Annotated in this window: 18 protein-coding genes; 10 read left to right on the top strand and 8 right to left on the bottom strand. The window is 49.5% G+C overall.

Annotation, left to right across the window (positions count from 1 at the left end; translation table 11 throughout):
- The first annotated feature begins 18 nt into the window (after positions 1 to 18).
- Together NSQ73_RS15415 and NSQ73_RS15410 are read left to right on the top strand one after the other, a co-directional pair.
- Positions 19 to 483 carry a hypothetical protein gene (locus NSQ73_RS15415; protein WP_042137326.1) on the top strand — a complete coding sequence of 155 codons (465 nt, stop codon included), beginning with the start codon at positions 19 to 21 and terminating at the stop codon, positions 481 to 483.
- Between the two features lie 118 nt (positions 484 to 601).
- Positions 602 to 1,093, top strand: coding sequence for a pyridoxamine 5'-phosphate oxidase family protein (locus NSQ73_RS15410; protein ID WP_340987137.1), 492 nt, complete (start codon positions 602 to 604; stop codon positions 1,091 to 1,093).
- Between the two features lie 90 nt (positions 1,094 to 1,183).
- On the opposite strand, the gene NSQ73_RS15405 is transcribed toward NSQ73_RS15410, so the two are convergent.
- From NSQ73_RS15405 to NSQ73_RS15395, 3 genes are all read right to left on the bottom strand, one after another.
- On the bottom strand, positions 1,184 to 1,918 hold the full coding sequence (locus tag NSQ73_RS15405) for a hypothetical protein (RefSeq protein WP_340987136.1): 735 nt from the start codon (positions 1,916 to 1,918) through the stop codon (positions 1,184 to 1,186).
- A 385-nt stretch (positions 1,919 to 2,303) separates the two neighbouring features.
- Complete coding sequence (locus NSQ73_RS15400; RefSeq protein ID WP_340987135.1) at positions 2,304 to 3,434, bottom strand: IS4 family transposase; 1,131 nt, start codon at positions 3,432 to 3,434, stop codon at positions 2,304 to 2,306.
- Between the two features lie 454 nt (positions 3,435 to 3,888).
- Entirely contained in the window at positions 3,889 to 4,482 is a 594-nt protein-coding gene (locus NSQ73_RS15395; protein ID WP_340987134.1) for a TetR/AcrR family transcriptional regulator, read from the bottom strand.
- A 218-nt stretch (positions 4,483 to 4,700) separates the two neighbouring features.
- On the opposite strand from NSQ73_RS15395, the gene NSQ73_RS15390 reads away from it, so the two are divergent.
- Complete coding sequence (locus NSQ73_RS15390; protein ID WP_340987133.1) at positions 4,701 to 5,810, top strand: NADH:flavin oxidoreductase; 1,110 nt, start codon at positions 4,701 to 4,703, stop codon at positions 5,808 to 5,810.
- Positions 5,811 to 5,921: 111 nt separating this feature from the next.
- Here the strand turns inward: NSQ73_RS15390 and NSQ73_RS15385 are convergent, their stop codons facing one another.
- Together NSQ73_RS15385 and NSQ73_RS15380 are read right to left on the bottom strand one after the other, a co-directional pair.
- Positions 5,922 to 7,148 carry an MFS transporter gene (locus tag NSQ73_RS15385; protein WP_340987132.1) on the bottom strand — a complete coding sequence of 409 codons (1,227 nt, stop codon included), beginning with the start codon at positions 7,146 to 7,148 and terminating at the stop codon, positions 5,922 to 5,924.
- 42 nt (positions 7,149 to 7,190) lie between these two features.
- Positions 7,191 to 7,985, bottom strand: coding sequence for a TrmB family transcriptional regulator (locus NSQ73_RS15380; protein WP_340987131.1), 795 nt, complete (start codon positions 7,983 to 7,985; stop codon positions 7,191 to 7,193).
- A 254-nt stretch (positions 7,986 to 8,239) separates the two neighbouring features.
- On the opposite strand from NSQ73_RS15380, the gene NSQ73_RS15375 reads away from it, so the two are divergent.
- Complete coding sequence (locus tag NSQ73_RS15375; protein WP_340987130.1) at positions 8,240 to 9,043, top strand: AAA family ATPase; 804 nt, start codon at positions 8,240 to 8,242, stop codon at positions 9,041 to 9,043.
- A gap of 181 nt (positions 9,044 to 9,224) precedes the next feature.
- Positions 9,225 to 9,653, top strand: a complete 429-nt coding sequence (locus NSQ73_RS15370) for an NUDIX hydrolase (protein WP_340987129.1) — start codon at positions 9,225 to 9,227, stop codon at positions 9,651 to 9,653.
- Positions 9,654 to 10,079: 426 nt separating this feature from the next.
- Here NSQ73_RS15370 and NSQ73_RS15365 read toward each other — a convergent pair whose 3' ends face one another.
- The 3 genes from NSQ73_RS15365 to NSQ73_RS15355 all read right to left on the bottom strand — a co-directional run bounded on the left by NSQ73_RS15365 (position 10,080) and on the right by NSQ73_RS15355 (position 12,700).
- Complete coding sequence (locus tag NSQ73_RS15365) at positions 10,080 to 11,012, bottom strand: AraC family transcriptional regulator (RefSeq protein ID WP_340987128.1); 933 nt, start codon at positions 11,010 to 11,012, stop codon at positions 10,080 to 10,082.
- A gap of 21 nt (positions 11,013 to 11,033) precedes the next feature.
- The gene (locus NSQ73_RS15360; protein ID WP_340987127.1) at positions 11,034 to 11,885 is read right to left on the bottom strand and encodes an aldo/keto reductase; all 852 of its coding nucleotides are present in this window, start codon (positions 11,883 to 11,885) and stop codon (positions 11,034 to 11,036) included.
- 266 nt (positions 11,886 to 12,151) lie between these two features.
- Positions 12,152 to 12,700 (bottom strand): TetR/AcrR family transcriptional regulator, encoded by a 549-nt coding sequence (locus NSQ73_RS15355; RefSeq protein WP_340987126.1) that lies wholly within the window; start codon positions 12,698 to 12,700, stop codon positions 12,152 to 12,154.
- A 231-nt stretch (positions 12,701 to 12,931) separates the two neighbouring features.
- Here NSQ73_RS15355 and NSQ73_RS15350 point away from each other — a divergent pair, with 231 nt between their 5' ends.
- From NSQ73_RS15350 to NSQ73_RS15330, 5 genes are all read left to right on the top strand, one after another.
- Complete coding sequence (locus NSQ73_RS15350; protein WP_340945645.1) at positions 12,932 to 13,330, top strand: cupin domain-containing protein; 399 nt, start codon at positions 12,932 to 12,934, stop codon at positions 13,328 to 13,330.
- Between the two features lie 28 nt (positions 13,331 to 13,358).
- Complete coding sequence (locus NSQ73_RS15345) at positions 13,359 to 14,339, top strand: aldo/keto reductase (protein ID WP_340945641.1); 981 nt, start codon at positions 13,359 to 13,361, stop codon at positions 14,337 to 14,339.
- Between the two features lie 44 nt (positions 14,340 to 14,383).
- Positions 14,384 to 15,418, top strand: a complete 1,035-nt coding sequence (locus NSQ73_RS15340) for a zinc-binding dehydrogenase (RefSeq protein WP_340987125.1) — start codon at positions 14,384 to 14,386, stop codon at positions 15,416 to 15,418.
- A 199-nt stretch (positions 15,419 to 15,617) separates the two neighbouring features.
- A complete protein-coding gene (locus tag NSQ73_RS15335; RefSeq protein WP_340987124.1) occupies positions 15,618 to 16,220 on the top strand; it encodes a lysozyme inhibitor LprI family protein in 603 nt (200 codons plus the stop codon).
- Positions 16,221 to 16,597: 377 nt separating this feature from the next.
- Entirely contained in the window at positions 16,598 to 22,993 is a 6,396-nt protein-coding gene (locus NSQ73_RS15330; protein ID WP_340987123.1) for a rhamnogalacturonan lyase family protein, read from the top strand.
- Positions 22,994 to 23,005 lie beyond the last annotated feature (12 nt).

Raw genomic sequence — 23,005 nt, 5'->3', positions numbered from 1 at the left:
TGCCGAGGAGGAAGTGCAATGTCTTATATCGTTGATTTCAAAGAGGTGTCTACGGCCGGCTTGGAGTCGTCACCTGTAGTGGATGCACTTGCAGGATTGCGTGCGAATGAAGCGCGTTACTTCATGAATAAGTACAAGCATGAGTTCACGGTTGTCCCGGCCAGCGAAAGCCAGGAGACCCTGGATTATGTGAATGGAATTCTGAAAAAAGAACGTGATCTTGAATTTTCGGCCAAGCCTTTGGAGACCTCGCGGTTTCAGGTAGAGAATATCCGGTTTGCTTACGTCTTTTATGAGGACGGACTGGCGCTTAACGTGATGTATACCGTGGATGATCCCAAGAAGCGGGCTGTCGGATTCAAGCTCTCTGAGGGCATGGAGATTCCCAAGGAGCTGGAGACAAAGTTCAAATTCGCCAGGCAGAAGTCTAAGCTGGCCGGAACGATCCGGGGCTCGTTCTTCGTCATCAAGGGCGAATACTGAACCAGGTGATAAAGCTGTGATTGAACCGTTAAAGATAGGTTTTCGCCTAATCGGGTTAATAATAGGTACGCATTTGGATATCCTATTCCCATAACCCGGAAGAAACGAGGCGATAAGCATGTCAACTTTGGATAAAAGTCATCAGGAAGCTGTCGAGACGGTCAGAGACCTTATCAAAGGGATTGATACAGCGATGTTCACGACGATCTCACCCGAAGGCCTGGTATCCCGTCCCATGAAGACACAGGAGGTCGAGTTTGACGGAGACCTGTGGTTCCTGACCAAGAAGGACACCAGCAAGTTCGATGAGATCCTCCATGATCCGAGGGTTAATGTTGTGTACGCTGACAAATCCTATGTCTCCATCCGCGGAACCGCCAGGATTGTCGAGGATCTGGAGAAGAAAAAAGAATTCTGGAGTGCAGGCTATAACACGTTCCTGAAGACCACATATGATGACCCGAACGTGATCCTGATTCAGGTTCATGCCGAAGCTGCTGAATACTGGAAGAGCGGTAATCTGGCCGAAATGGCGACTTATATGTTCAAGCGAATCACCAATCAGGATACGGAGAAGTCGGATCTGAACAAGACGGTTGAATTGGAATAACGGAATCAGCGGAATCCGTCAATTCCCCACCTCGACCACACATTTTTTAAAGTTGAAGGCTATTAATACTTCAGACTAAAAGAAGGAAGCTCATAATGAGTTTCCTTCTTTTGTAATCTCTATTTTAAACGGCTCTAATTTCCCATTAACAAATGCATATCTAATGATTGCATCCCCTAAATAATTACCTGTTGAAATCTGAATGGGTAGCTCCGCAATAAGCTGATTATCCTTTATTCCAAATCTCAATATATTCTGAACCGTCGGTTGCTCAAACCAATCGTTTGAATCGCTCTCACTGAATTCAAATAAGTGCTCCTGACCATCAACTGAAACTGTATACTGTCGAATTTCCTTATCTGTTTTTAGATCAACGTTAAGATTGCTTAGAACGAATTCTCTTGGATCTGAAACTGATATTTCTGTAAAATCTGATTTAAGCACATGCACTTCCGAATCATGTACTCCAGTCCCTGCGCCTTTTGTCAGAACAATGACAATTTCATCTTCTCCATCTGCATCTAAATCAATGACCGATATTTGAGGATAGAAGGAGGGGTTCGTTACATTGATCCAATTGAATGTTTTCGTTTCTCCATTTATTACAACATCTAATGACGAAAATATGTCTTTTTGTGCTTTTTCTTGAACACCATAAATAGAAATTTTCTTATCTGAAGTCTCGGATAGTAGTGTATTGGGAATTGATGTAGCTGGTGTTGACGCATTTCCATCAATCTTTTCCGGACTTGAAGACTGATTATTTGCCCCACATCCGGATAACAAAATAGCTCCTACCATTGTGACAATCATGATTTTTTTCAAAAATATATCCTCCATTTACATTTTTTTAAGTATATACATTCTTATAATCCAATAAGTTTAAAAAATGTATTTTGTTTTTTAAAAAAAAGTAACATTTCAATTTACGCTTACTTGTAATTGCCAGAAAAGATGGCTGTTTTTCCGCCTTAGAGCCGGTATGTAAAAAGAAAAAGACTTTCCCCTGAAGGAAAGTCCTTTTAGTGTGTACGATAGAGAATCTAACCTCAGCCCCAACCGACACCATGCCCCATTGTGGTAAGTGTAGTCATAATAGGAGTCGCAACAACTGATTCGATACCGGTGAATGGGGAGTCTTAGGTAAGTAAGGAAGTAAGTGCTGTAAGCAAAAATGTTGTACGTTTTGCAGGCGTGTTGATTCCCCATATTATGGAATGGATATAATTCCCAAAATACTCTTGTTCCTGAGTAGACTCAGTTGAACCTGCCACTCCAGCGGAAGACTAAATATACGCCAATGCTGCATAAATTCCCAAAGGGTCAGTTGAGCAAAGGCAGGCACGTTGGGGTGGATTTCATCATAAACGCGTCTCAGAAGCACATAGACAGCAAGGGCCACAAACAATTGGCTGTATACTGCATTTTCGGTGGTTCCAAATAGACATGGCACGTTCAGATGCTGTTTAATCCAGCGGAAAAAGACTTCAATTTCCCAGCGTGCCTTGTAGATTTCAGCGATCACATGAGCGGACTCTTTTCTCAAATCGGTCACGACCCGTACGACTTCCCCCCGGTCATTTTCAAATTCTACGACCCGGTGGCGCTGAGCGGATTGGCACTTCCCTTGACCGATATAACAAGTCATATCACGAACAATTTCCGTTTCTCCCTCTGCGGGTCGCTGGAGGTTTCTCGGCTTCACCAAATGGAGATTGTCTTTGAGTCGAATCACAAACGACTGGCCCTGGAGCACATATTGATCCAATCTGCTAATTTTTCCATACGCCCGATCCTGTACCAAAATGTAGTCCGTATCTGCCAAAACTTCTCCAAATGGAGCGTCATTGCGCTTCGCAATCGATTCCTCCACGTTCACGGGTAAACGCTGACCTTGCGAAAGAGCGACATGCAGCTTAATGCCCCCTCTAAATTTTTTGTACGAGGCCCAAGGCATTCGGGAATTCGCCGCCGTGACCGTCGTCGAGTCAATCAGCAGAAGATCTTTAGGAAGATTCAGATGCCGCCGGGTTTGTCGGTTACATTTCTTGACGAGCAGTTGAAAGATACGTTTGAAGATTTCGTAAGGGACTTCACCGGCCTTGCCGGAAAGGGTGGAGTAATGAATCTCAGGCAAGTCAAAGTTTGGGCCTAAGCGGGCACTTTGCCGGAAGCCGTCCCATTTGTGGTAGCAGGCTTGGACAAAGTAATCGAGTAGCAACCCGACGGTCATTTTGGTTCCTCTATCCACGTAGTCCTTGGTTTGTCCAGTCACCATTTGGACTTCTTCCGGTGTTAATACTTGTTTGAAAACGGCTAAAAATGGGGTATATTTATTCATGAGGTCGCCTCATTTCGGTTTGGTTTGGTCGTACTTACCATTACCCGAAATGGCGGCCTTTTTCGTCCCTTTTTTTGGAAATCAACACGCCTATACGTTTTGCAACTTTGATTCCTAGAATACCGGGTGTTCGGGAGGATTGTTGTATGAAATACAAGAATATTCCACCAAAGTCGCTTGAAAAAGGAAAAATGCTGCATTTTATACAACAATCTTGGTTTTGAGCCTATTTATCTAAAAAAATGTTGTATTATGTGCAGGATTTGTTAGTACTTACTCCCTCCTAACGTAAATTAAGATGATTCATCTACCGTGTGCGCGACAACCTTCACCATTCAGCGCTTATGTGCCTCAATATTGACCCACAACGTGGGCTCAATATAAACAGCGGCAGCCCAGGACTCGATTTTCACGTCCGAGGCTGCCGCTGATTTTACACCTGGGCCCAGTCTGATTAGGAAACTTGCGGATTGAACATGGGGAATCCGCCCGTGATCAGCGGCATGACCCGCTCCGCAAGTTCGGAGGGAGATTCCGCTCTTCCTTCCACATTCCAGCGGTAGGTTACACCGTATAAGGACCAGCTTAGCAGGGTGGCCGCAGTGGCAAGCGGCTTCGAATCTGCAGCTGAGTCTGATTCGCTAATAAGCTGCAGGATAAGCTTTTCAAGATGCAGCTTGATATTCTCCTCAAGCAGGAGAGCTACGGAATCATATCTTTTGAAGCAGCGGTGGCTGGTTTCATGATAGTTACATAAGGCTACGATGAGCTCCTGAAGCGTCTTTTCGGTCAACGGTCCTGTTGCATCGACTTTATGGAGGACCATATTCGTAAAGGCGTCTAACAAAAAGGCTTCGAACAGCGCATATTTATCCTGGAAATGTGCATAAAAGGTGGTCCGGTTAATAGTGGCTGCTTTGGTAATATCGCCGACGGTTATTGAATTGAAGTCCATGATATTCAATTGCCGGATGAAGGCATCCAGAATTAATTGACGGGTCCGAATCACCCGCGGGTCGCTGGGATTGGGGGGAAGTATGCCAGCCATCCAAGGAACACCCCTTTCAGTAGAGATTATAATTCTCTTATTATAATCAGCTTATTGGCAGACGACAAATAGGATCTGCCAATACGACAGTTTTTCCGGCTTCTAGCTTAAGCAACAACTTGGGCAGATTGTTGGTTGAAGGGGGGACTGGAGCTTGTTACTATTGCATTCATACCCCGCTTTGAGAATAATCATACAATCTACAGGAGGCGTTAACCATGGCTAAACAGCAGGAGCAAATTCATTCACTGGAGACCTTATTTGAACCTTATACGGTTCAACAATTAAATATACCCAACCGGATCGTGATGTCACCGATGGCGCGTGCTTTTGCACCGGAAGGAGTGCCGGGTGAGGATATGGCAGCGTATTACCGCCGCCGCGCTGAGAATGGGGTGGGGCTGATCATCACCGTTGGTATGATTGACCATCCGGCGGCGAGCAGTGATCCGGGACTTCCTAATCTGTTTGGCGAAGCCGCTCTGAGCGGCTGGCGTGAAGTCGTCAGACAGGTTCATGAGGCTGGCGGGATTATCTTTCCCCAATTGTCACATATGGGAATGATTCGTCCCGCAGGTTCCGGGCCAGTCCCGGATGCTCCGTCGATCGGGCCATCAGGCATCGATATGCAAGGGAACAAGATTAGCGAGCCGATGACAGAAGAAGAAATTGCCGGCGTCATTCAAGCCTATGCCGATGCGGCAGTGAATACACAGCAGGCTGGCTTCGACGGGATAGAGCTTTCCGGCGGCCACGGCTTGTTGATTGACCAATTTTTCTGGGAACAAACCAATCAGCGGACGGACCGCTATGGCGGCGATTTCCTGAAGCGCACCACATTCGCAGCCGAAGTTGTCGCGGCCGTCCGCGCTGCAGTCGGACCGGATTATCCGATTTCCATCCGATTGTCCCAGTGGAAAATGACTGATTACACGGCGAAGCTGGTAGATACACCGGAGCAGCTGAAGCAATTCCTGGATGTGCTGGTACAGGCCGGCGTGGATATTTTCCATATCTCGACCCGCCGGTTCTGGGACCCTGAATTCGCGGGCTCGGAGCTGGGTCTCGCCGGATGGGTGAAGAAGCTCACCGGGAAGACAACGATTGCCGTTGGTTCAGTAGGCATGGACAATGATCCCGCTGAAGGCGGGGAAGCGGATCATCAAGGGATGGATGAACTGCTGAAGCGGCTGGACAATCAGGAGTTCGATCTGGTAGCCGTCGGACGCGCGCTGCTGGGTGATCCGGCTTGGGCAAAGAAAATCCGCGAGGGCAAGGTGGAGGAGATTCAAGCCTTTACTCCTGAGGCGGCTGCCCAACTGTATTGAAGCATAGAGAGTGTCTATAAACGCACAAATAAGGCTGCCCATGGGCAGCCTTAACTTTATTTTATTTAGACCATTATCTACAGGTGAATAATTTCCAATATCAGCTCTCTATTACCCTTTCTCCGCCATATAGGTCTTCTGCGTCCGGAGGACCGGGAAGAGCCAATACATCCAGACAACGGTGATGACGAGTGTACCAAGCCCGCCAATAACTGTCGCTGGTACGGCACCGACCAGACCGGCCATCGTACCGGACTCGAATTCGCCCAGCTGGTTCGAGGTGCCGATGAACAGGGAGTTGACGGCGTTGACCCGGCCCTGCATCTCTTGCGGTGTGTTGACCTGAACCAGCGTGGAACGGATTACGACGCTTACGACGTCGGAGGCGCCGATGAGGAACAGCGCGAAGAGCGAGAGCCAGAAGCTGTGGGACACCCCGAACAGAATCGTCGCCAAGGCGAATACAACGAGGGAGGCGAACAATGTCTTGCCGATTGCTTTCTCCACCGAATATCGGGTTAGAATCAGCGAGACAAGGATCGCCCCGACCGCTGGCGCAGAGCGCAGCAGCCCCAGACCGAGTGAGCCGGTCTTCAGGATATCCTCGGCGAAGATCGGCAGCAGAGCAGTCGCACCGCCAAGCAGCACGGCGAACAGATCTAGCGAGATAGTGCCGAGAATGATTTTGCGGGCAAAGACAAACTTCAGGCCGCTAAGGAACGTGTCCATATTGACGGCGTCCAGCTTCTTCACGAAGTGAACGGTCTTGACGAAGAAGATGAGCACGGTCGAGATCAGCAGCGCTGCAAGTGAGGCAATGTAGGCAGCGGCGGTACCCCAAACGACAAGCACTCCTCCAAGTGACGGGCCGACGATCATCGCGGTCTGCATTGCGGAGGCAGACCAGGCTGCGGCCTTCGGCAGCTGTTCCCGGTCCACGATGTCCGGCACAAGCGCAGCAGAGGCTGGGCCTTCGAAGGTACGGCAGGCGCCGAGAATGGCGGCGGCGACCAGCAGATGAAGCGAGCCCAGCCAGCCTTGCAGACTGCCTAGGACGAGCAGCAGGACAACTACGCTCTCCATTAGCTGGCAGAGATAGACGATAGTCCGGCGGTCGTACCGGTCAGCGGTCTGTCCGGCCGGCAGTGTCAGCAGGAGCATCGGCAGGAATTGCGCAAGGCCGACAAGACCCAGCTGGAAGGCGCTGTCAGTCAGCGCGTACATCTGCCAGCCAATGGCGACAGACAGCATCTGAAAAGCGCTGGTCGAGAATATCCGTGCGATCCACAGGCGCAGGAACGAGCGGTTATGTAATACGGACGAGCCTTTTGAATTCAAAACATGTCATCCTTTCTAATTCACAGGTATAAATTAAACTCATTACATGCCGGAGTTCTTCGCATGCATCTCGGGATGCTCCCGCCGGATCAGTGCATAATCCTTCCCGTACCGGTCCTCCAGCTCCCTGGCAAAATCCTTCTCGATCCGCATCATCACAACATCGTGGAAGTACGAGGTCTGCAGAACATTCAACACCGCCGGGTGGTTGCTCTCCAGCGCCGATACCGGCGCGTGCCGGCTAAAGCTGCCGAGCAGCGCCGTTTCCTTATCCAGCAGCATGGAGAAATTGCGTGACCGGTGCGGTCCCCCCGGCGGCACACTATGTACGATGACATGTTCAAGCTCCGTCGGCATTTCACCGATGATCATCAGATGAACGGCGGTACCCCGGTGCTCGGCTGAGAGCAGCGATTCCTCGATCCAGTGCAGATCCTCTGCCCAAAGATCGACCAGAATCTCCTCCCTGGCATTGGCGGCGAGGCGGCGGATCGCCAGATCTACCTGCTGATCTCCTTTCCAGTTACTGAAGAAGGGCGGAGTATCCGGCAGGGTAGTCAGCTCACTCTCCAGTAGGCGTGCAGTTCGTTCGAACTCCGATTGCAGCAGCTTAACAACCTGTCCGATTGGAATCGCCGCGAAGGTAATCGGATCACCTTCCTCAGCACGGCAGACACCTTTCTCCACAAGACCGCGCAGCGCAGCGTATACATTCGAGCGTGAAACTGACACCTGCTTAGAGACTTCATATCCTGAGGAGGGCGGCTGGCCATGCAGCGCCAGATAACAGCGGGCTTCGAGATCGGACAAGCCGAGTTTCCGTAAAGCATCAATCATATGGTACCTCCTTTGGATTGTATTATCTTCTTACGCATAGAAGTATTTCAAAATACTACTCCCGTCTTGGGTAGCTGTCAAGACTGCCGCACCATAATTTTGCCAGCCCCATTCATCCTCAAGCTCCCTTTGGGATGATCAGACTCTCTTGTGTGCCGCCGGTTGACAATCCAGGGAGTAAGCAGGTATATTTATTTAATAGTAAATATTACGATTAAATACTAACAACCCATTTAAGGAGCTTCAATACAATAATGAATAAAAACAGCAGTAATCAGCGTCTTCCCAGAGCTAAAGGGATAGATATGGGTACATATTATACACCTAAAGAATGTGCCAGGAAGGTAAAGCACCTTGTTCTGCCCCAGATGAACCGCAAGATTGTTGAGGAGTTCATTACCATTCTGGGGATGCATGCTACCTTCGAAGAACACAACGTACCCATTCCCAATAAAGTGGTCATGTATGGTCCGCCAGGCACCGGGAAAACATTGACCGCATTCTATATGGCTCAGATGCTGGAGCTTCCGCTTATTCTGGTTCGGCTGGATGCGGTTATTCACAGTCATTTGGGGGAGACCGGCAGCAATATCCGCAAAATATTCGAATATGCCAAAGCAACACCTTGCGTCCTCTTCCTCGATGAATTTGATGCGATTGCAAGAACACGGGAGAGCAATGATGAGGTCAAAGAGATGGCACGCGCAGTAAATACCCTGCTGCAATGTCTGGATGACTTCGGCGACAGTAGTATTTTTGTAGCGGCAACGAATTTGGAGAATGAACTGGACCGGGCGATCTGGAGAAGATTTGATACGAAGATGACTTATTCGCTGCCGGATGAATTCAGCAGACGTCAATATATTGAACTATTGATTAACGGATTTGATGGTGAAGCGGGGTTGACGGAAGAGGTATGCGGGCGCCTTGCGGGATGCAGCTTCGCAGATATTGAACAAATTGTCTTGAAGGCCAAACGCAAGGCGATCATAGAGCATAGCCCGCTAACACACGAACATATTGTGCTGTCCTATGAGGAATATAGTCCTTCCTTATAAAAGATAGAGTGTAATTTGAACGTCCCGGATGATGCTTGTACAGATCATCGGGACGTTTTGATTTGTGAGCGAGAACAGCCGTTTCGTGATATGTTTGATGCAATACGTCTCGGGACCGATAACCACTGTAAGTTCTATCACATCTTATTTACATAAAATGAAACCCGGAGGTTGAATGATCGTGCCCAAATTAACCGGAGCAGCAGCAGTGATTGTAGATTCTGACGGTAAAATATTATTAGTGAAGCATAGCTACGGCAAAAACAACTGGGAATTGCCCGGGGGAAAAGGGGAGGACAATGAGTCCGCAGAGGAAACCGCGCAAAGAGAGGTGTTTGAAGAAGTGGGGCTAGAGGTTAGGATCGAAGAGTTGACCGGGGTGTATTACGAAGCGGTGCATGATATGCATCATTTTGTTTTCATAGCGGATAACTTCAATCATCAAGTGCCACAGCCCACTTCTCCGGAGATTGTAGAATGCGGATTCTACTCCAAAGATGAACTGCCCAAACCCATCAGCGATTTTACTTGTAACCGTATAGAGCATGCTCTGAATCCTGATCGGAAACAGCTATTTCATACAGTGGGGCCTAGACAATGGTTTGAATAATACAGAATACTACAGTGCATCAGAAAAGGAGTACATTGCAACGGCAATCTGCTCCTTTTCTCATGCTCACAAGTAAGCGTTAGTGGAATCCACTTTAGCAAATCGCTTGCTAAGGGTTTTAAGTGACCCAACTATGGGATATGCCGGGAGTATGCGGTATGCTTAATTGCACTCTGTACAACTAAATCAACTGATTTACAACCGATTCTCCGTTTAGTTGTATTTCGTACAATTAAACTGCCATTGTACCTCGGTTCTCAGCCATTGGGGCAGATTTAGTTGTACAGAATACAGTTATAAGAGGAAAGCCTCCCTTTTCGCTGTTTTTAATTGCACAAAATACAACTATCACTGAATTCCTGCCTGATACTGAATACATCAATTGCTGCATTGTTGAATAACTCACTTCTATGCGCTGATGTTGTACTAATCTCCCAAGAAAACCATGCTTTTCGCAGGATCGTACATTTCCTTTAGCTGCTTCACATCGGATCTCGGGGGAGAGCCAAACATCCGCGAGTATTCACGGCTGAACTGGGAGGCACTCTCATAACCTACACGGAATGCGACTTCCGCAGCTTCTGCAGATTCTGAGAGCAATACACGCCGTGCTTCCTGCAGCCTGAGCTGCTTCTGGAATTGAATCGGGCTCATACCAGTCACTTCCTTAAAGTTGCGATGGAAGGAGGAGAGACTCATATTCGCGGCTTCAGCAAGCTCTTCAACACGCATAGATTGAGTGAAGTGGGTAGTAATCTGATCGATGGCTTCCCTGATCCGGTATGCATTGCTGCCTTCCATTGCGATTTGGCCTAAGGTAACCCCGTAAGGACCTTTTAGAAGAGTATATAGAATCTCCTTAGTGATCAGTGGAGCAAGGAAAGGGATGTCCTCCAGACGGTTCTGCAATTCTACGAGTCTTAATGTTGCATCCATTAAAGCATGATCCATATCACCTACAAATAAGGCGCGTTTGGCATTGTCATTCGGTACGATCCGGATGTTAGCCTCGTTAATCACCTCTAAAATTTGGTCATGCGTAAATTCTAATTTTAAACTCAGATATGGAATCTCGGCTGAAGCCTTTATAATCTGGCCGACCACAGGCAGGTTCATCGAAGAAATCAAATAGTTGGCTGACCCGTATTCGAACCGTTCCTGAGCCAGAAAAACCTCTTTGGAGCCTTGGGCAATGACACAAAAAGCGGGCTTGTACACCCTGTAAGCAGGCTCAGAGATTTCTGAATATCTAATAATGAACAGATGGGAAATTGCTGTTTCAAGTACACCATCCGCTGGTGAGAAGTGTTTAATAAGCTTTGCCAATTCTTTTTGTTGTTTGAAGATTGCCTCCAGCATGACGATTCCTCCAGCTTTTTATCAGATATCCAGTTTACGGCTGGCTAGCCACTTGACCATTTCAGGATCACGGTGGGAGAAGAACAGCCTCTCTTTCGTATCCAGCGCCGTAATGGAATTCATATCCCCGCTGCTCAATTCAAAGTCAAAGATATTGAAGTTCTCGGCCATTCTTTCCTTGCGGACCGACTTGGGAATCACGACAACATCTCTTTGAGTCAGCCATCGCAGAACGACCTGCGCAACGGATTTATGATGCTTGTCAGCGATTGAGGATAACAGTTCATTGTGGAACAAGTTATTCTTTCCTTCAGCAAAAGGCGCCCAGGACTCGATCTGAACCTTGTTCTCCTTCATGAAGGCTGCACTTTCGACCTGCTGATTGAACGGATGCGTCTCCACCTGATTCACGGCAGGGACGATTTCATTATGAAGAATCAGATCGATCAGACGGTCCATATGGAAATTACTGACGCCGATCGACCGGATTTTCCCCTCACGGTCCAGCTCCTCCATCGCCCGCCAGGAACCATACACATCACCAAACGGCTGATGGATTAGATATAAATCGAGATAATCGAGTTGCAGCCGCTTCAAAGAGTTCTCCACCGCCTGCTTGGTCTTCGCATAACCAGTGTCCTGCACCCAAAGCTTCGTAGTAATAAATAACTCGTCTCTGGCTACGCCGCTGCGTCTAATGGCTTTGCCTACCGCTTCTTCATTCAGATAGGAGGCAGCTGTATCTATCAGCCGGTAACCTGTTGAGATCGCGTCAAGCACGCTTTGTTCACACTGGCTTTGATCGGCAATCTGATAAACTCCGAACCCTAGCACCGGCATTTCCACACCATTGTTAAGAATGACTTGCCGCATATAATTACCTCCGTAGGTTGTGAAATATTGTCTCTCTATCGGGACATGCTATCCGTTACCTACTTATTATGCTGCAGATTACAAGAGAACCGTTAGACCAATCCTGCCATATGATTGCCTAATCCTCTTAATGAATACGTTTTGCTGGTGATAGGATTAGGCAATCATTTAGCATTTATGATCTAACGCCTGCACTTTTATTTATAGGATAATAGAAATTGGGGAAAATTGGGGAGGGAGGCGCCTCGAAATGTTGAACGAACTTACTACTCACAGATTCTATCCAGCAAGGCTCCCAGCTGATCTGCCAATACCAGATAAGATACAGGTCTGTCGTTCATGAACCACCACTCGACAACGCCAACATACGAGGCGGCCACAAAATTTACGACCAGATCCTGATTTAATCCTTCATTCTTTCCTTTGGTGTTGTCCACCTCATCCTGGAACTCATCCACCAGAAACTCCAGGAACCGGCTGCGGAAGAACGGAGCCCCTTTACTGGCCAGCATCGTGGAGAAAAAGGCATAATGGGACTCGAAATATTCCGTCCACAATACAGACCCGGTTGCAAAATCCAGATCTGCAGCAGCTGCACATCTTACCCGTAACTCGTCAATATGAGTCTCAATCAGTTTATCCAGCAGGTCGTATTTATCCATGTAGTGCAGGTATATCGTTCCGCGGCTGACGTTAGCCCGATCCGAAAGATCCTGAATGGTAATATCGTCGAAACTCTTTTCCTTCATCAGGTCAATGATTGCAGCCTTTAAGGCTTCCTGGGTTTTAAGGATTCTCCTGTCGATCTTGGTCATATCATTCACCGGGCTTTCTAATATTTATACTTGGTTATAATTATAAACAATTGTATATTATTTTATCAAACGAATTCTTACGATACTGAACAAATTCCTGCATTCGTTTCAGTATTGTACAAAAACGGCGAAATCAACAATTGGAAAGTTACTGAAGGTTGTTATAATAATAGACGTGAGTACATTAACGTAAGTTGTCACAATCATAATAAATGAAAGAAGGAATCTACGATGGAAAATGAACACCTTAGCAGCAGCACCATTTTCCCGCTAGGCAACAAGGTTGAAGCTAATTTCACAGGCGATGCTTACCTGCAGATGATATTTACAGATCCGGCACCGCTGAATACGGCAATCGGTAATGTGACCTTTGCTCCAGGCGCCCGCAATAACTGGCACGCACATCAGGCCGGACAAGTTCTGCTAGTTACCGGCGGCAACGGCTGGTATCAGGAAGAAGGCCAACCGGCCCGGCTTCTCCAGACAGGTGATGTAGTTAACATCCCGGCTAACGTGAGACATTGGCATGGTGCAACCAAGGACAGCTGGTTTGTACATCTGGCTATGACCCCGGGACCAACAGACTGGTTCGAAGCTGTTCATGAAGAATGGTATGCTGAATTGAAATAGATAATTATAGGAAACGGAGGGTTTGGCTATGGAATATATTAAGTTCGGAAATACAGGGATGGATGTGTCGCGGATTTGTCTGGGTTGTATGAGCTTTGGTGAGGTGCTGCCGGGAGGCCATCAGTGGGTTCTGGATGAAGAGCACAGCCGGCCGATTATCAAAAGAGCCCTGGAGCTCGGGATCAACTTTTTTGATACAGCGAACGTTTACGCGAATGGAACAAGTGAAGAGATTACCGGACGCGCGCTGAAGGAATATGCGAACCGGGATGAACTGGTTCTCGCTACGAAGGTCTGGGGACGTATGCATGAAGGTCCGAATGGTGCAGGGTTGTCCCGGAAATCCATCATGAGTGAAATCGATAAAAGCTTAAAGCGGCTGGGAACGGATTATGTAGATCTCTACATCATTCACCGCTGGGATTACAACACGCCGATTGAAGAAACGATGGAAGCTATGCATGATGTAGTGAAGGCCGGAAAAGCCCGGTATATCGGCGCATCGGCAATGTTCGCCTGGCAGTTCCAAAAGGCCCAGCATGTGGCCGAGAAGAATGGCTGGACAAGGTTCGTCTCGATGCAGAATCACCTGAATCTCATATACCGTGAAGAGGAAAGGGAGATGATGCCGCTCTGCGCGGATCAGAAAATTGCGGTCACTCCTTACAGCCCCCTGGCTTCAGGCAGACTGATCCGCGACTGGTCTGAAAGCACTCACCGGTCCGAGACCGACCATGTCCAGAAATGGAAATACGACTCTACAGCTGATGCTGACCGTCTGATCGTTCAGCGTGTGGCGTCTCTGGCCGAAGAGCGCGGTGTACCGCGCATCCATATCGCACTAGCCTGGCTGCTGCAGAAAGAATCTGTAGCTGCCCCAATTATAGGCGCAACGAAGCTGTCGCAGCTCGAAGATGCTGCCGGTGCACTGCAGGTGAAATTAACAGCTGAGGAGATTAATTTCCTTGAAGAGCTGTATGTTCCGCACAACGTAGTTGGAGCCCAGTAATTACAATAGGGCGGATAATTTAAGTGAAAAGGTGGAACTTAGAAATGAAAGCAAATATTATGTACGCTGCCGGTGATGTACGCGTAGAAGAGCTGCCCCTTCCGGAATTGAAACTACCAACGGATGCGATTATTAAGGTAGTGGCCGCCTGTATTTGCGGAAGCGACCTGCATCCTTATCACAGCATGCATGCCCATGAGCATGGCGAAGGTGATGCCATGGGGCATGAAGTGATTGGACGTATTCAGGAAATGGGTTCGGAGGTTTCCGGCTTCAAACAAGGCGATTTGGTTATTGTGCCATTTGCCGTCGGAGATAACACCTGTCCCTTCTGTCTGGAAGGACTGATGACCTCCTGTGTGCATGGAAGCTTCATGACCGGCTGTCAGGCAGAATATGTCCGGGTGCCGCAAGCACAGGGAAGCATGTTCAAGCTGCCGGATGAAATTAAGGATGACTCTCCTTTATTGCCGTCTCTGCTGACCTTGTCTGACGTATACGGTACCGGCTATCATGCGGCGGTGATGGGACGCGTGAATGAGAATACGACGGTAACCGTAATCGGTGATGGCGCTGTGGGACTGCTGGCCGTTCTGTCGGCGAAGAAGCTGGGAGCCAAGCAGATCATTCTGATGGGCCGTCACAAAGTGCGGACAGACCTCGGAATAGAATTCGGAGCCACAGATGTTGTTCCAGAACGCGGAGAAGAAGGCGTTGCAAGAGTACGGGCGCTGACGAACGGGGAAGGGACACATGTTGTTCTGGAATGCGTCGGGCTGATGCCTGCTTACGAGATGAGTATTGGAGCGGTCCGGGCCGGAGGCGTGATCAGCCGTGTAGGCGTTCCGCAGTATGAAGAAGCTCCTGTCGGTTTTGCCAGCTTGTTCGGACGTAATATTACGCTTACCGGCGGGCCGGCACCCACTCGTGCATACATGGAAGAATTGTTGCCGGATATACTTGACGGTACCCTTGAACCTGGACGTGTCTTCGACGTAACCGTTGATTTGGACGGGGTTCCGGAAGGTTACCGCGCGATGGACAACAGGGAAGCCCTTAAAGTACTGATCAGACCTTAAGGTGTGCAGAGAATATTTATTGACATAGTGTAGGTGAACTTAAGCGGCCCTGATCCTGAACATTTAGGATCAGGGCCGCTTTTTGTGTTGAATGATGTTCTTTGTCGGCAGTTACAGGTAATAAGTCTAGAGGCAGTTGATTCCAGCCGGATCAGTGAAGTATGCTAACTACTATACCAAACCGACAGGATGAGGACTTATGAAAAAAGCAATAATAACGACACTGTTGATCTCCAGTCTGCTGATAGGCGGCTGCGGCAATAATGAGGCCGGCAACGGCAATGCAGCGGCTCCTGAGCACACCGGGGTGGAAACTTCTGCAGCGCCGGAGATAACACCCGCAGCGACAGCGGTTGCCACTGTGCAGCCCACTCCCGAAGCCGCAACGACGGCAGCTCCCTCGCCGGAGACTACTGCTGAAGCTACCCCGGAGCCGGAGGAGTCCACTCGTCAGGTCTATTTTGACAAACTGGATAAGATTGAAGAGGGTTTGTCAGACCTGAAGGCTCTGTCGGATGAAGGCACAACGCTTGCAATGTCAGCAGCGGCCGTTCAGGAGAACGAACGGTGGGACAAAGCACTGAATGAGATCTACCAGGTGCTCAAGCAGCAGCTCCCCGAAGCAGAAATGGCTAAGCTGAAAGAGGAACAGCGGAACTGGATTACACTCCGCGATGAGACAGCGGCCAAAGCCGCAGCCAAATACGAAGGCGGGACAGCGGAGGGACTGGAATATGCCATCACGCTGGCCAGTGTTACCCGTGACCGCTGTTATAAGCTGGTTGAGTTGTATATGGATTGATGAAGGAGCTGTCAGACGGTACAAGGATAGGTAATAACATTACAGAAATCTCGGCAGGCAGTTGCCTATCGGGATTTCTTTTTTTTGTGCCTGTAAGAATGATTTATAACGTGAACTATATAAATCCTTATATTTTAAAATAGTCGATTCTGGGTTGAAAGTGCGTTTTTTTGAGCAGAATTGAATCCCATTATTTGATACACTTGTGCATATTTGGTGGGACCTAATGAAAGGGGATGATAACCTCTGGCTGAGCAGGTATAGCATATTGAAGTTAAGAGGACTGCAGCAGGTGTGTTAAATGACAACTATGATGTGAACGTACAAGTTTCCCCCGATTTCTAAATGAGTTTAGAATAATAGGAGGAGTTAAGTACATGGGCAAAAAAGTAATTTTCGTCAAAAAATCAGTGTTCGCATTCTTATTATCATTACTACTGGTTCTCCCGCTTGCCATTCCGGCATCTCCGGTACATGCAGAATCAACGGGCAGCCTTCCCGCACGTCAGGCAGAATATCTGAACCGGGGGTTAGTAGCGGTCCTGGTTGATAACGGTGTCTACTTGAGCTGGAGGTACTTGAATACGGATTTAGATGAAATCGCTTTCAATGTATATAAAAACGGATATAAAGTAAACTCAGCTCCGATCAGCGGCTCCACCAATTACATGGACGCGACAGGCGCAGACAGCTCGCAGTATCAGATTTCTACCGTCATTGCCGGTAAGGAAGAGATGCAGGCGGAGACCGTACCGGTGCTGCACAACGGCTATATGCCCATTCCGCTGGATAAACCTGCTGACGGCCGGACCAAAGACGGAGGCACATACTCCTATTATGCAGGGGATGCCTCTGTAGGAGATTTGGATGGCGACGGCGATTATGAAATCGTTTTCTTGTGGAGCCCGAGCAATTCCAAGGACAATTCACAGGCCGGGTATACCGGCAACGTATATATCGATGCGATTGAAATGGACGGTACGAAGCTATGGAGAATCGACCTGGGTGTTAACATTCGCGCAGGAGCCCATTACACACAACTGATGGTATATGATCTGGACGGCAACGGCAAAGCTGAAGTCGTCGTCAAAACAGCGGACGGCACGAAGGACGGCCAAGGCACAGTTATCGGTGACGGCACGAAGGATTACCGCAATGAGAGCGGATATATCCTCTCCGGAGCAGAATATCTGACGCTGTTTGACGGTCAGACCGGCGCAGCCGTATCCACCGTGAATTACGACCCTCCAAGAGGGGAGGTAAGTGCGTGGGGGGACGGATACGGCAACCGCGTAGACCGCTTCCTGGCGGGGATTGCCTATCTGGATGGCGTGAAGCCAAGCGTAGTCATGGCCCGCGGCTACTATACACGAACGACTCTCACAGCTTACGACTATGTTGGCGGCGAGCTGGTGAAGCGCTGGAACTTCGACACGAATGAAGCAGGAGCGCAATATGAAGGACAAGGAAATCACAATTTAAGCGTGCTTGATGTTGACAGTGACGGTAAAGACGAAATCATGTACGGATCCCTGGCGATTGATGATGATGGAACCCTGATCTACAGCACCGGACTCGGCCATGGCGATGCGATGCATGCCGGCAAGCTCGATCCGGGCCGGGAAGGTTACCAGATCGTGAGTGTGCATGAGCATACGAACGCTGAATACGGGCTGGAGATGCGTGATGCTGCAACGGGTGAGATTATCTGGGGCCAGTATACCGGTAAGGATACCGGACGCGGAATGTCGGCGGATATTGATCCGAACTACCCGGGATATGAATCATGGGCAGCCACGATTGTCGATGGTCAGATGAACCCTTTATCCCGCGGATATGCGGCTAATGGAGAGGTTATTTATGATCAGAATGAAGTGCCGCGAAGCGCCAACTTTGCGATCTGGTGGGACGGGGATCTTCAGCGGGAGCTGTTCGACCACGAATGGAATAACTCTACAGCGAAAGGCATTCCGCTCGTTTACAAGTGGGATTATGAGAATAAGCAGCTGAAGGAGGTTTTCCGGGCAACCGGTACCTTGACCAATAATCATACCAAAGGCAACCCTGCCCTTCAGGCGGATATCCTGGGTGACTGGCGTGAAGAGCTGCTGCTGCGCAGCGAAGACAGCTCGGAGTATAGACTCTATACGACAACCATTCCTACGAATTACCGGATTCCTGCGCTGATGCAGGATCCCGTATACCGTTTAGGGATAGCCTGGCAGAATGTCGCCTACAACCAGCCGCCACACACCGGATTCTATCTCGGAGCGGAAGCGACCGAATTCCCTAAAGCGAATGTCACTCTAACCGGAGCACAAGAAACACCTCAGCAGGTTTATTACTTTGATTTCGGCACTGACCCGGCTGCCGGAGCAACAGCAGTTCAGGATACACCTTACACAGAGGCAACCGGATACGGCTTTGAGAGTACAAGCGGAATTACTCTGGACGCAAATCATGTTTCGCTTCCGGACAACACAAAGTTTGCTGTTGACCTGCCGAGTGCCAATTACAAGGTAACGCTCAAGCTTGGTGCTGATGCCCGGGATTCCAATATCGGCGTCAAATCTGAATTTGTTCAAAAGCTGGCCGTCACTGGTGTAAGCGCGGGAGCACCTCTAGTCTACTCGTATGATATTGCGGTGGTAGACGGTCAGCTGGAGCTCATTTTCTCCGGCACAGCCATTGACGTGCAGGAGATTATTATGGAGAAGTACCCGGAGAAGACGCCGGGAGCTGCAAAGACGATCTATATGGCCGGCGATTCCACGATGCAGTCTTATAGCAGTGCACAGGCTCCCCAGGAAGGGTGGGGCCAGCAATTCGGACGGTATTTTGCGAATGGTGCGGTGGTCCAGAACGATTCGATCGGCGGCAGAAGCAGCAAATCATTCATGGTTGACGGCCGTCTCGATACGATATTGCAGCGGATCAAACCGGGAGACTTCTTCTTCATTTCTTTCGGACATAACGATGCCAGCATAGGAATTCCTGACCGCTATGCCTCCCCGGCGGATTATAAAACCTACCTGACCCGTTATGTGAACGGAGCCAAGCAGCGCGGTGCAACCCCGGTCCTGCTTACGCCGGTAGGACGAAGAGACTTCAATACAGTCACTCAGGAATTTAACGTAAGCTTCCCCGAATATGTGAAGGCGGCCAAAGAAGTAGCAGTAGAGCTGAATGTACCGCTGATCGATTTGAGCCAGTTAAGCATTGCGGATTACAATCGTATCGGCCTGGCTGCTACGGAGAAAATCTTCCTGTACGCTAATCCCGGCGAATATCCGAAGTACCCGAACGGCGTCGGCGATAATACGCATTTCAGCAGCTACGGTGCGCAGGTTATTGCCGGTCTGGTAGCCGGTGCGGTGAAAGACATGGGATTAACCATATCACCGTTAGTCATCGATCCGGATATTACGGAACCGGAGCCAGAACCGGAGGTTCAGGTCTATGAGGAGAACTTTGAGGGTGATCCGGCGGCCGCTCAATATTCAATGGTGAATGCCACGGGTATAGCCGGGACAATGACAGGCACGGTCACCGAGCAAAGCGGAAACAAGGTGATGTCGGTTACCGGTTCCGGCTCCGGGAATCGCGCGAAAGTGTTCCGGTTGTTCGATGCGGTGAACGGGGACATCGTTAATGTTAATTTCAACTGGCATTCCGGCAACGTAGGTGCTACCCCGTCAGAGGGACATCTGACCTTGCAGGATGCAAACGAGAATACCATTTTCACTCTATTAACAAAGACGGGAACCGCTAGTCCCAACACGAAAATCCATTATTTTGTAGGCCCGTATACACCTGACTACGGAACTGGCACTACAGCTGTTCCGGATGGGGGAATTGCGACGGACATTCTGAAGAACCAGTGGGTCAATGCCAATGTGAAGATTAATTTTGCCGAGAAGAAGCTTGATCTGACATTGACGAGTATGGCTGACCCCACTGTCACCCAGACGATCAAGGATATTCCGATGAGTCCCGGCGTTTACGCCAATAACGTAAGAGGCTTCCGGTTCCTGGGAACGAGAAAGGGAGGAGGCGGCACACTGAGCTGGACCACGCAGATCGATAATGTGAAGCTCGAAGGCAAGATGCTTCCACCGGTTGCAGGCGATCAGGCGGCATTGATTGCGCTGCATCAAGAAGTGAAAGCCTTGGATCTGTCAGCTTATACAGACGCATCTGTCGCAGTGTTGAATAAAGCACTGGCAGCTGTGGAGGCAGTCATGGGTACGGAGGCCACACAGGCTCAAGTCGACCATGCAGTCAATGTGCTGACGGTTGCGAGGGAATCATTGACCAGTAGCCCGGCTGGTGATATCAGCGTATACAAATTTGATTTCGGCTCCGGAAGCGCTGCGCAAGGCTACACTAGGGTAGATTCCAAAAGAGCTTATATTGAAGGGAATGGCTATGGCTTTACGGATACCGCGCTGGTACAGGATGAGAACCGCGAAACCGGAAATGCGCTGACAGAGGATTTCATCCGCATGAACGGCAGCAGCCTCCTGGTGGAGATGAAGCCGGCCAATTACCGCGTAACCATGACTATTGGCGATGCAGAGGAAGCGACTAACGCTGCTGTGGTTGTCGAACAGATGACCAAAGTTCCGGTTACAACCGTAGCCAAGGGCCAGTTTACCGAAGTGACCTATGATATTGCCCTGATTGACGGTGTCTTTGACTTTACGTTCTCCGGCAATTCTCCGAAGATCAATGCGCTGAAGATCGAGCGCCTGCCGGAGACCGGCGTAGCTGACCAGCCAACCCTCTATCTGGCAAGCGATTCCACGGTCGCCAATTATGCAGAAAGCTATCGCCCGCAGGCTGGATGGGGTGAGACGCTGGGCGGTTATTTCGATCTGGAGCAGATTCGTATTGATAACCGTGCTGTCAGCGGTTTAAGCAGTAAGACCTTCCTGGTTGGCGGATATCTTAACGACATTCTGCTGGGTATTCATGAAGGTGACTATCTGTCCATGCAGTGGTCGCATAATGATTCCACACCGTCCCGGCCGGAACGTTATCTTACACCGGAGCAGTTCAAGGTGTATCTGAAAGATTACATTAACGGTACTGTGCAGAGAGGCGCAATTCCGGTGCTGGTCACGCCGGTGAACCGGCGCGATTTCACCGGAGAAGTATTGAACAAGAGCTTCCCGGAATATGTGCAGGCGATGAAAGAAACGGCACAGGAGACTGGAGCCCTGCTGATTGATCTGAATCAAGCCAGCTGGGAATATTTCCAGGAGCTTGGGCCGGAAGGTACCAAATCCATATTTATGTGGGTAGGTACAACCGAGGACAACACACATCTTCAGATGAACGGTGCGGTAAAGGTATCCGGGATGGTCGCAAAGCTTGTGCAAAAGCTGGACATTCCGCTCTCTAGTCTGGTTACCCTTGAAGAAGAACCTTCGGACCAGACAGCGCCGCATACTACTGCGGCTATGGCAGGAGAGTTGCAGAATGGCTGGTATACTTCAGCGGTAGAAGTAACGTTTACCGCAACGGATGAAGATTCCGGAGTCGATTCGACTTACTATCAAGTCGACGGCGGGGAGATCCAGACCGGCACGAAGCTGACGATAAGCGATGAGGGCAAACACACCGTCACTTACTGGAGCGTTGACTTGGACGGCAATAAGGAGGCTGAACAGACACTTGCAGTACCTGTGGATCTCGCCCCTCCGGCCATCGATATTCAGGGCCAGACAGAATACACGATTGACCAGCAGGTAGAGATTATATATACAGCTTCCGATACCGTGTCCGGTGTAGCAGAACCAAGCGGCATGCTGTTGAACGCTCCTGCTTATACGCTGGAGCCTGGCTTGCATGAGGTAACAGCTAAGGTCTCTGACTTAGCGGGCCGGGAAACGAGTGTGGATTTCAGTTTCGGCATTTCGGCTACCTTTGCAAGTTTGGCTGAACTGACACGTACCTTCGCAGCGGCTTCGGAAGATCCGGGCTCCGGGGCACTTGCCGAACTGCTGGGAGGCAAACTGCAGCTGGCAGAACTAGCAGCGGGTGCACATGAAGGTGCGAAGGCACGGCAGCTGCTCGCAGCCTATGGCGATGATGTCAATGCCGGCAGAAATACGGTATTTACAGCGGAACAGGCAGATGTACTGGGTAAGTGGGCCGCATGGATCAGCAAGGGCACACCACTTGCGGACAGTGCCCCCGGCACTCCTGTATTGTCCGACAACAACGGCCATGATACTGGGCTGAGAGACGGAGATTACACCATCACCATGAATCTCTGGTGGGGTAACAACGGCACAAAGTTCAAGCTGTATGAGAACGGTGAGCTGATCCAAGAAGTGTCTCTGGCAGACCAGTCCCCTTCCGCCCAGTCTGTACAGATCGATATTACCGGCAAACGGAATGGTACGTATGTCTATACAGGTGAACTGAGCAATTCATACGGTACAACGAAGACCGCCCCGCTGAGTGTAACAGTCACGGATGCCTCTCCAGGGCAAGCCGTATTGTCTAACGACAACTGGGACGGGGACGGCAGCTATAATGTAAGTATGAATCTGTGGTGGGGTACGAATGCTACCGGATATGATCTCTATGAGAATGGAATTCTGGTAGATACCCAAACCCTGCAGGCACAGACACCAGGTGCACAATCGGCAGTCACTGCAATTTCCGGCAAAGCTCCGGGGACCTATGAATACGAGGTGGTGTTACGCAACCCGGCGGGTGAAACCAGAACGCCGAAGATGATCGTCACGGTACGGAAATAGACCGGCCAGGCT

It is taken from the genome of Paenibacillus sp. FSL R10-2736 (assembly GCF_038000245.1).
Classification (GTDB): Bacteria; Bacillota; Bacilli; order Paenibacillales; family Paenibacillaceae; genus Paenibacillus_AQ; species Paenibacillus_AQ phytohabitans.
Note: the sequence above shows the minus strand (reverse complement) of the source record. Positions and strands in the feature narration are given on the sequence as shown.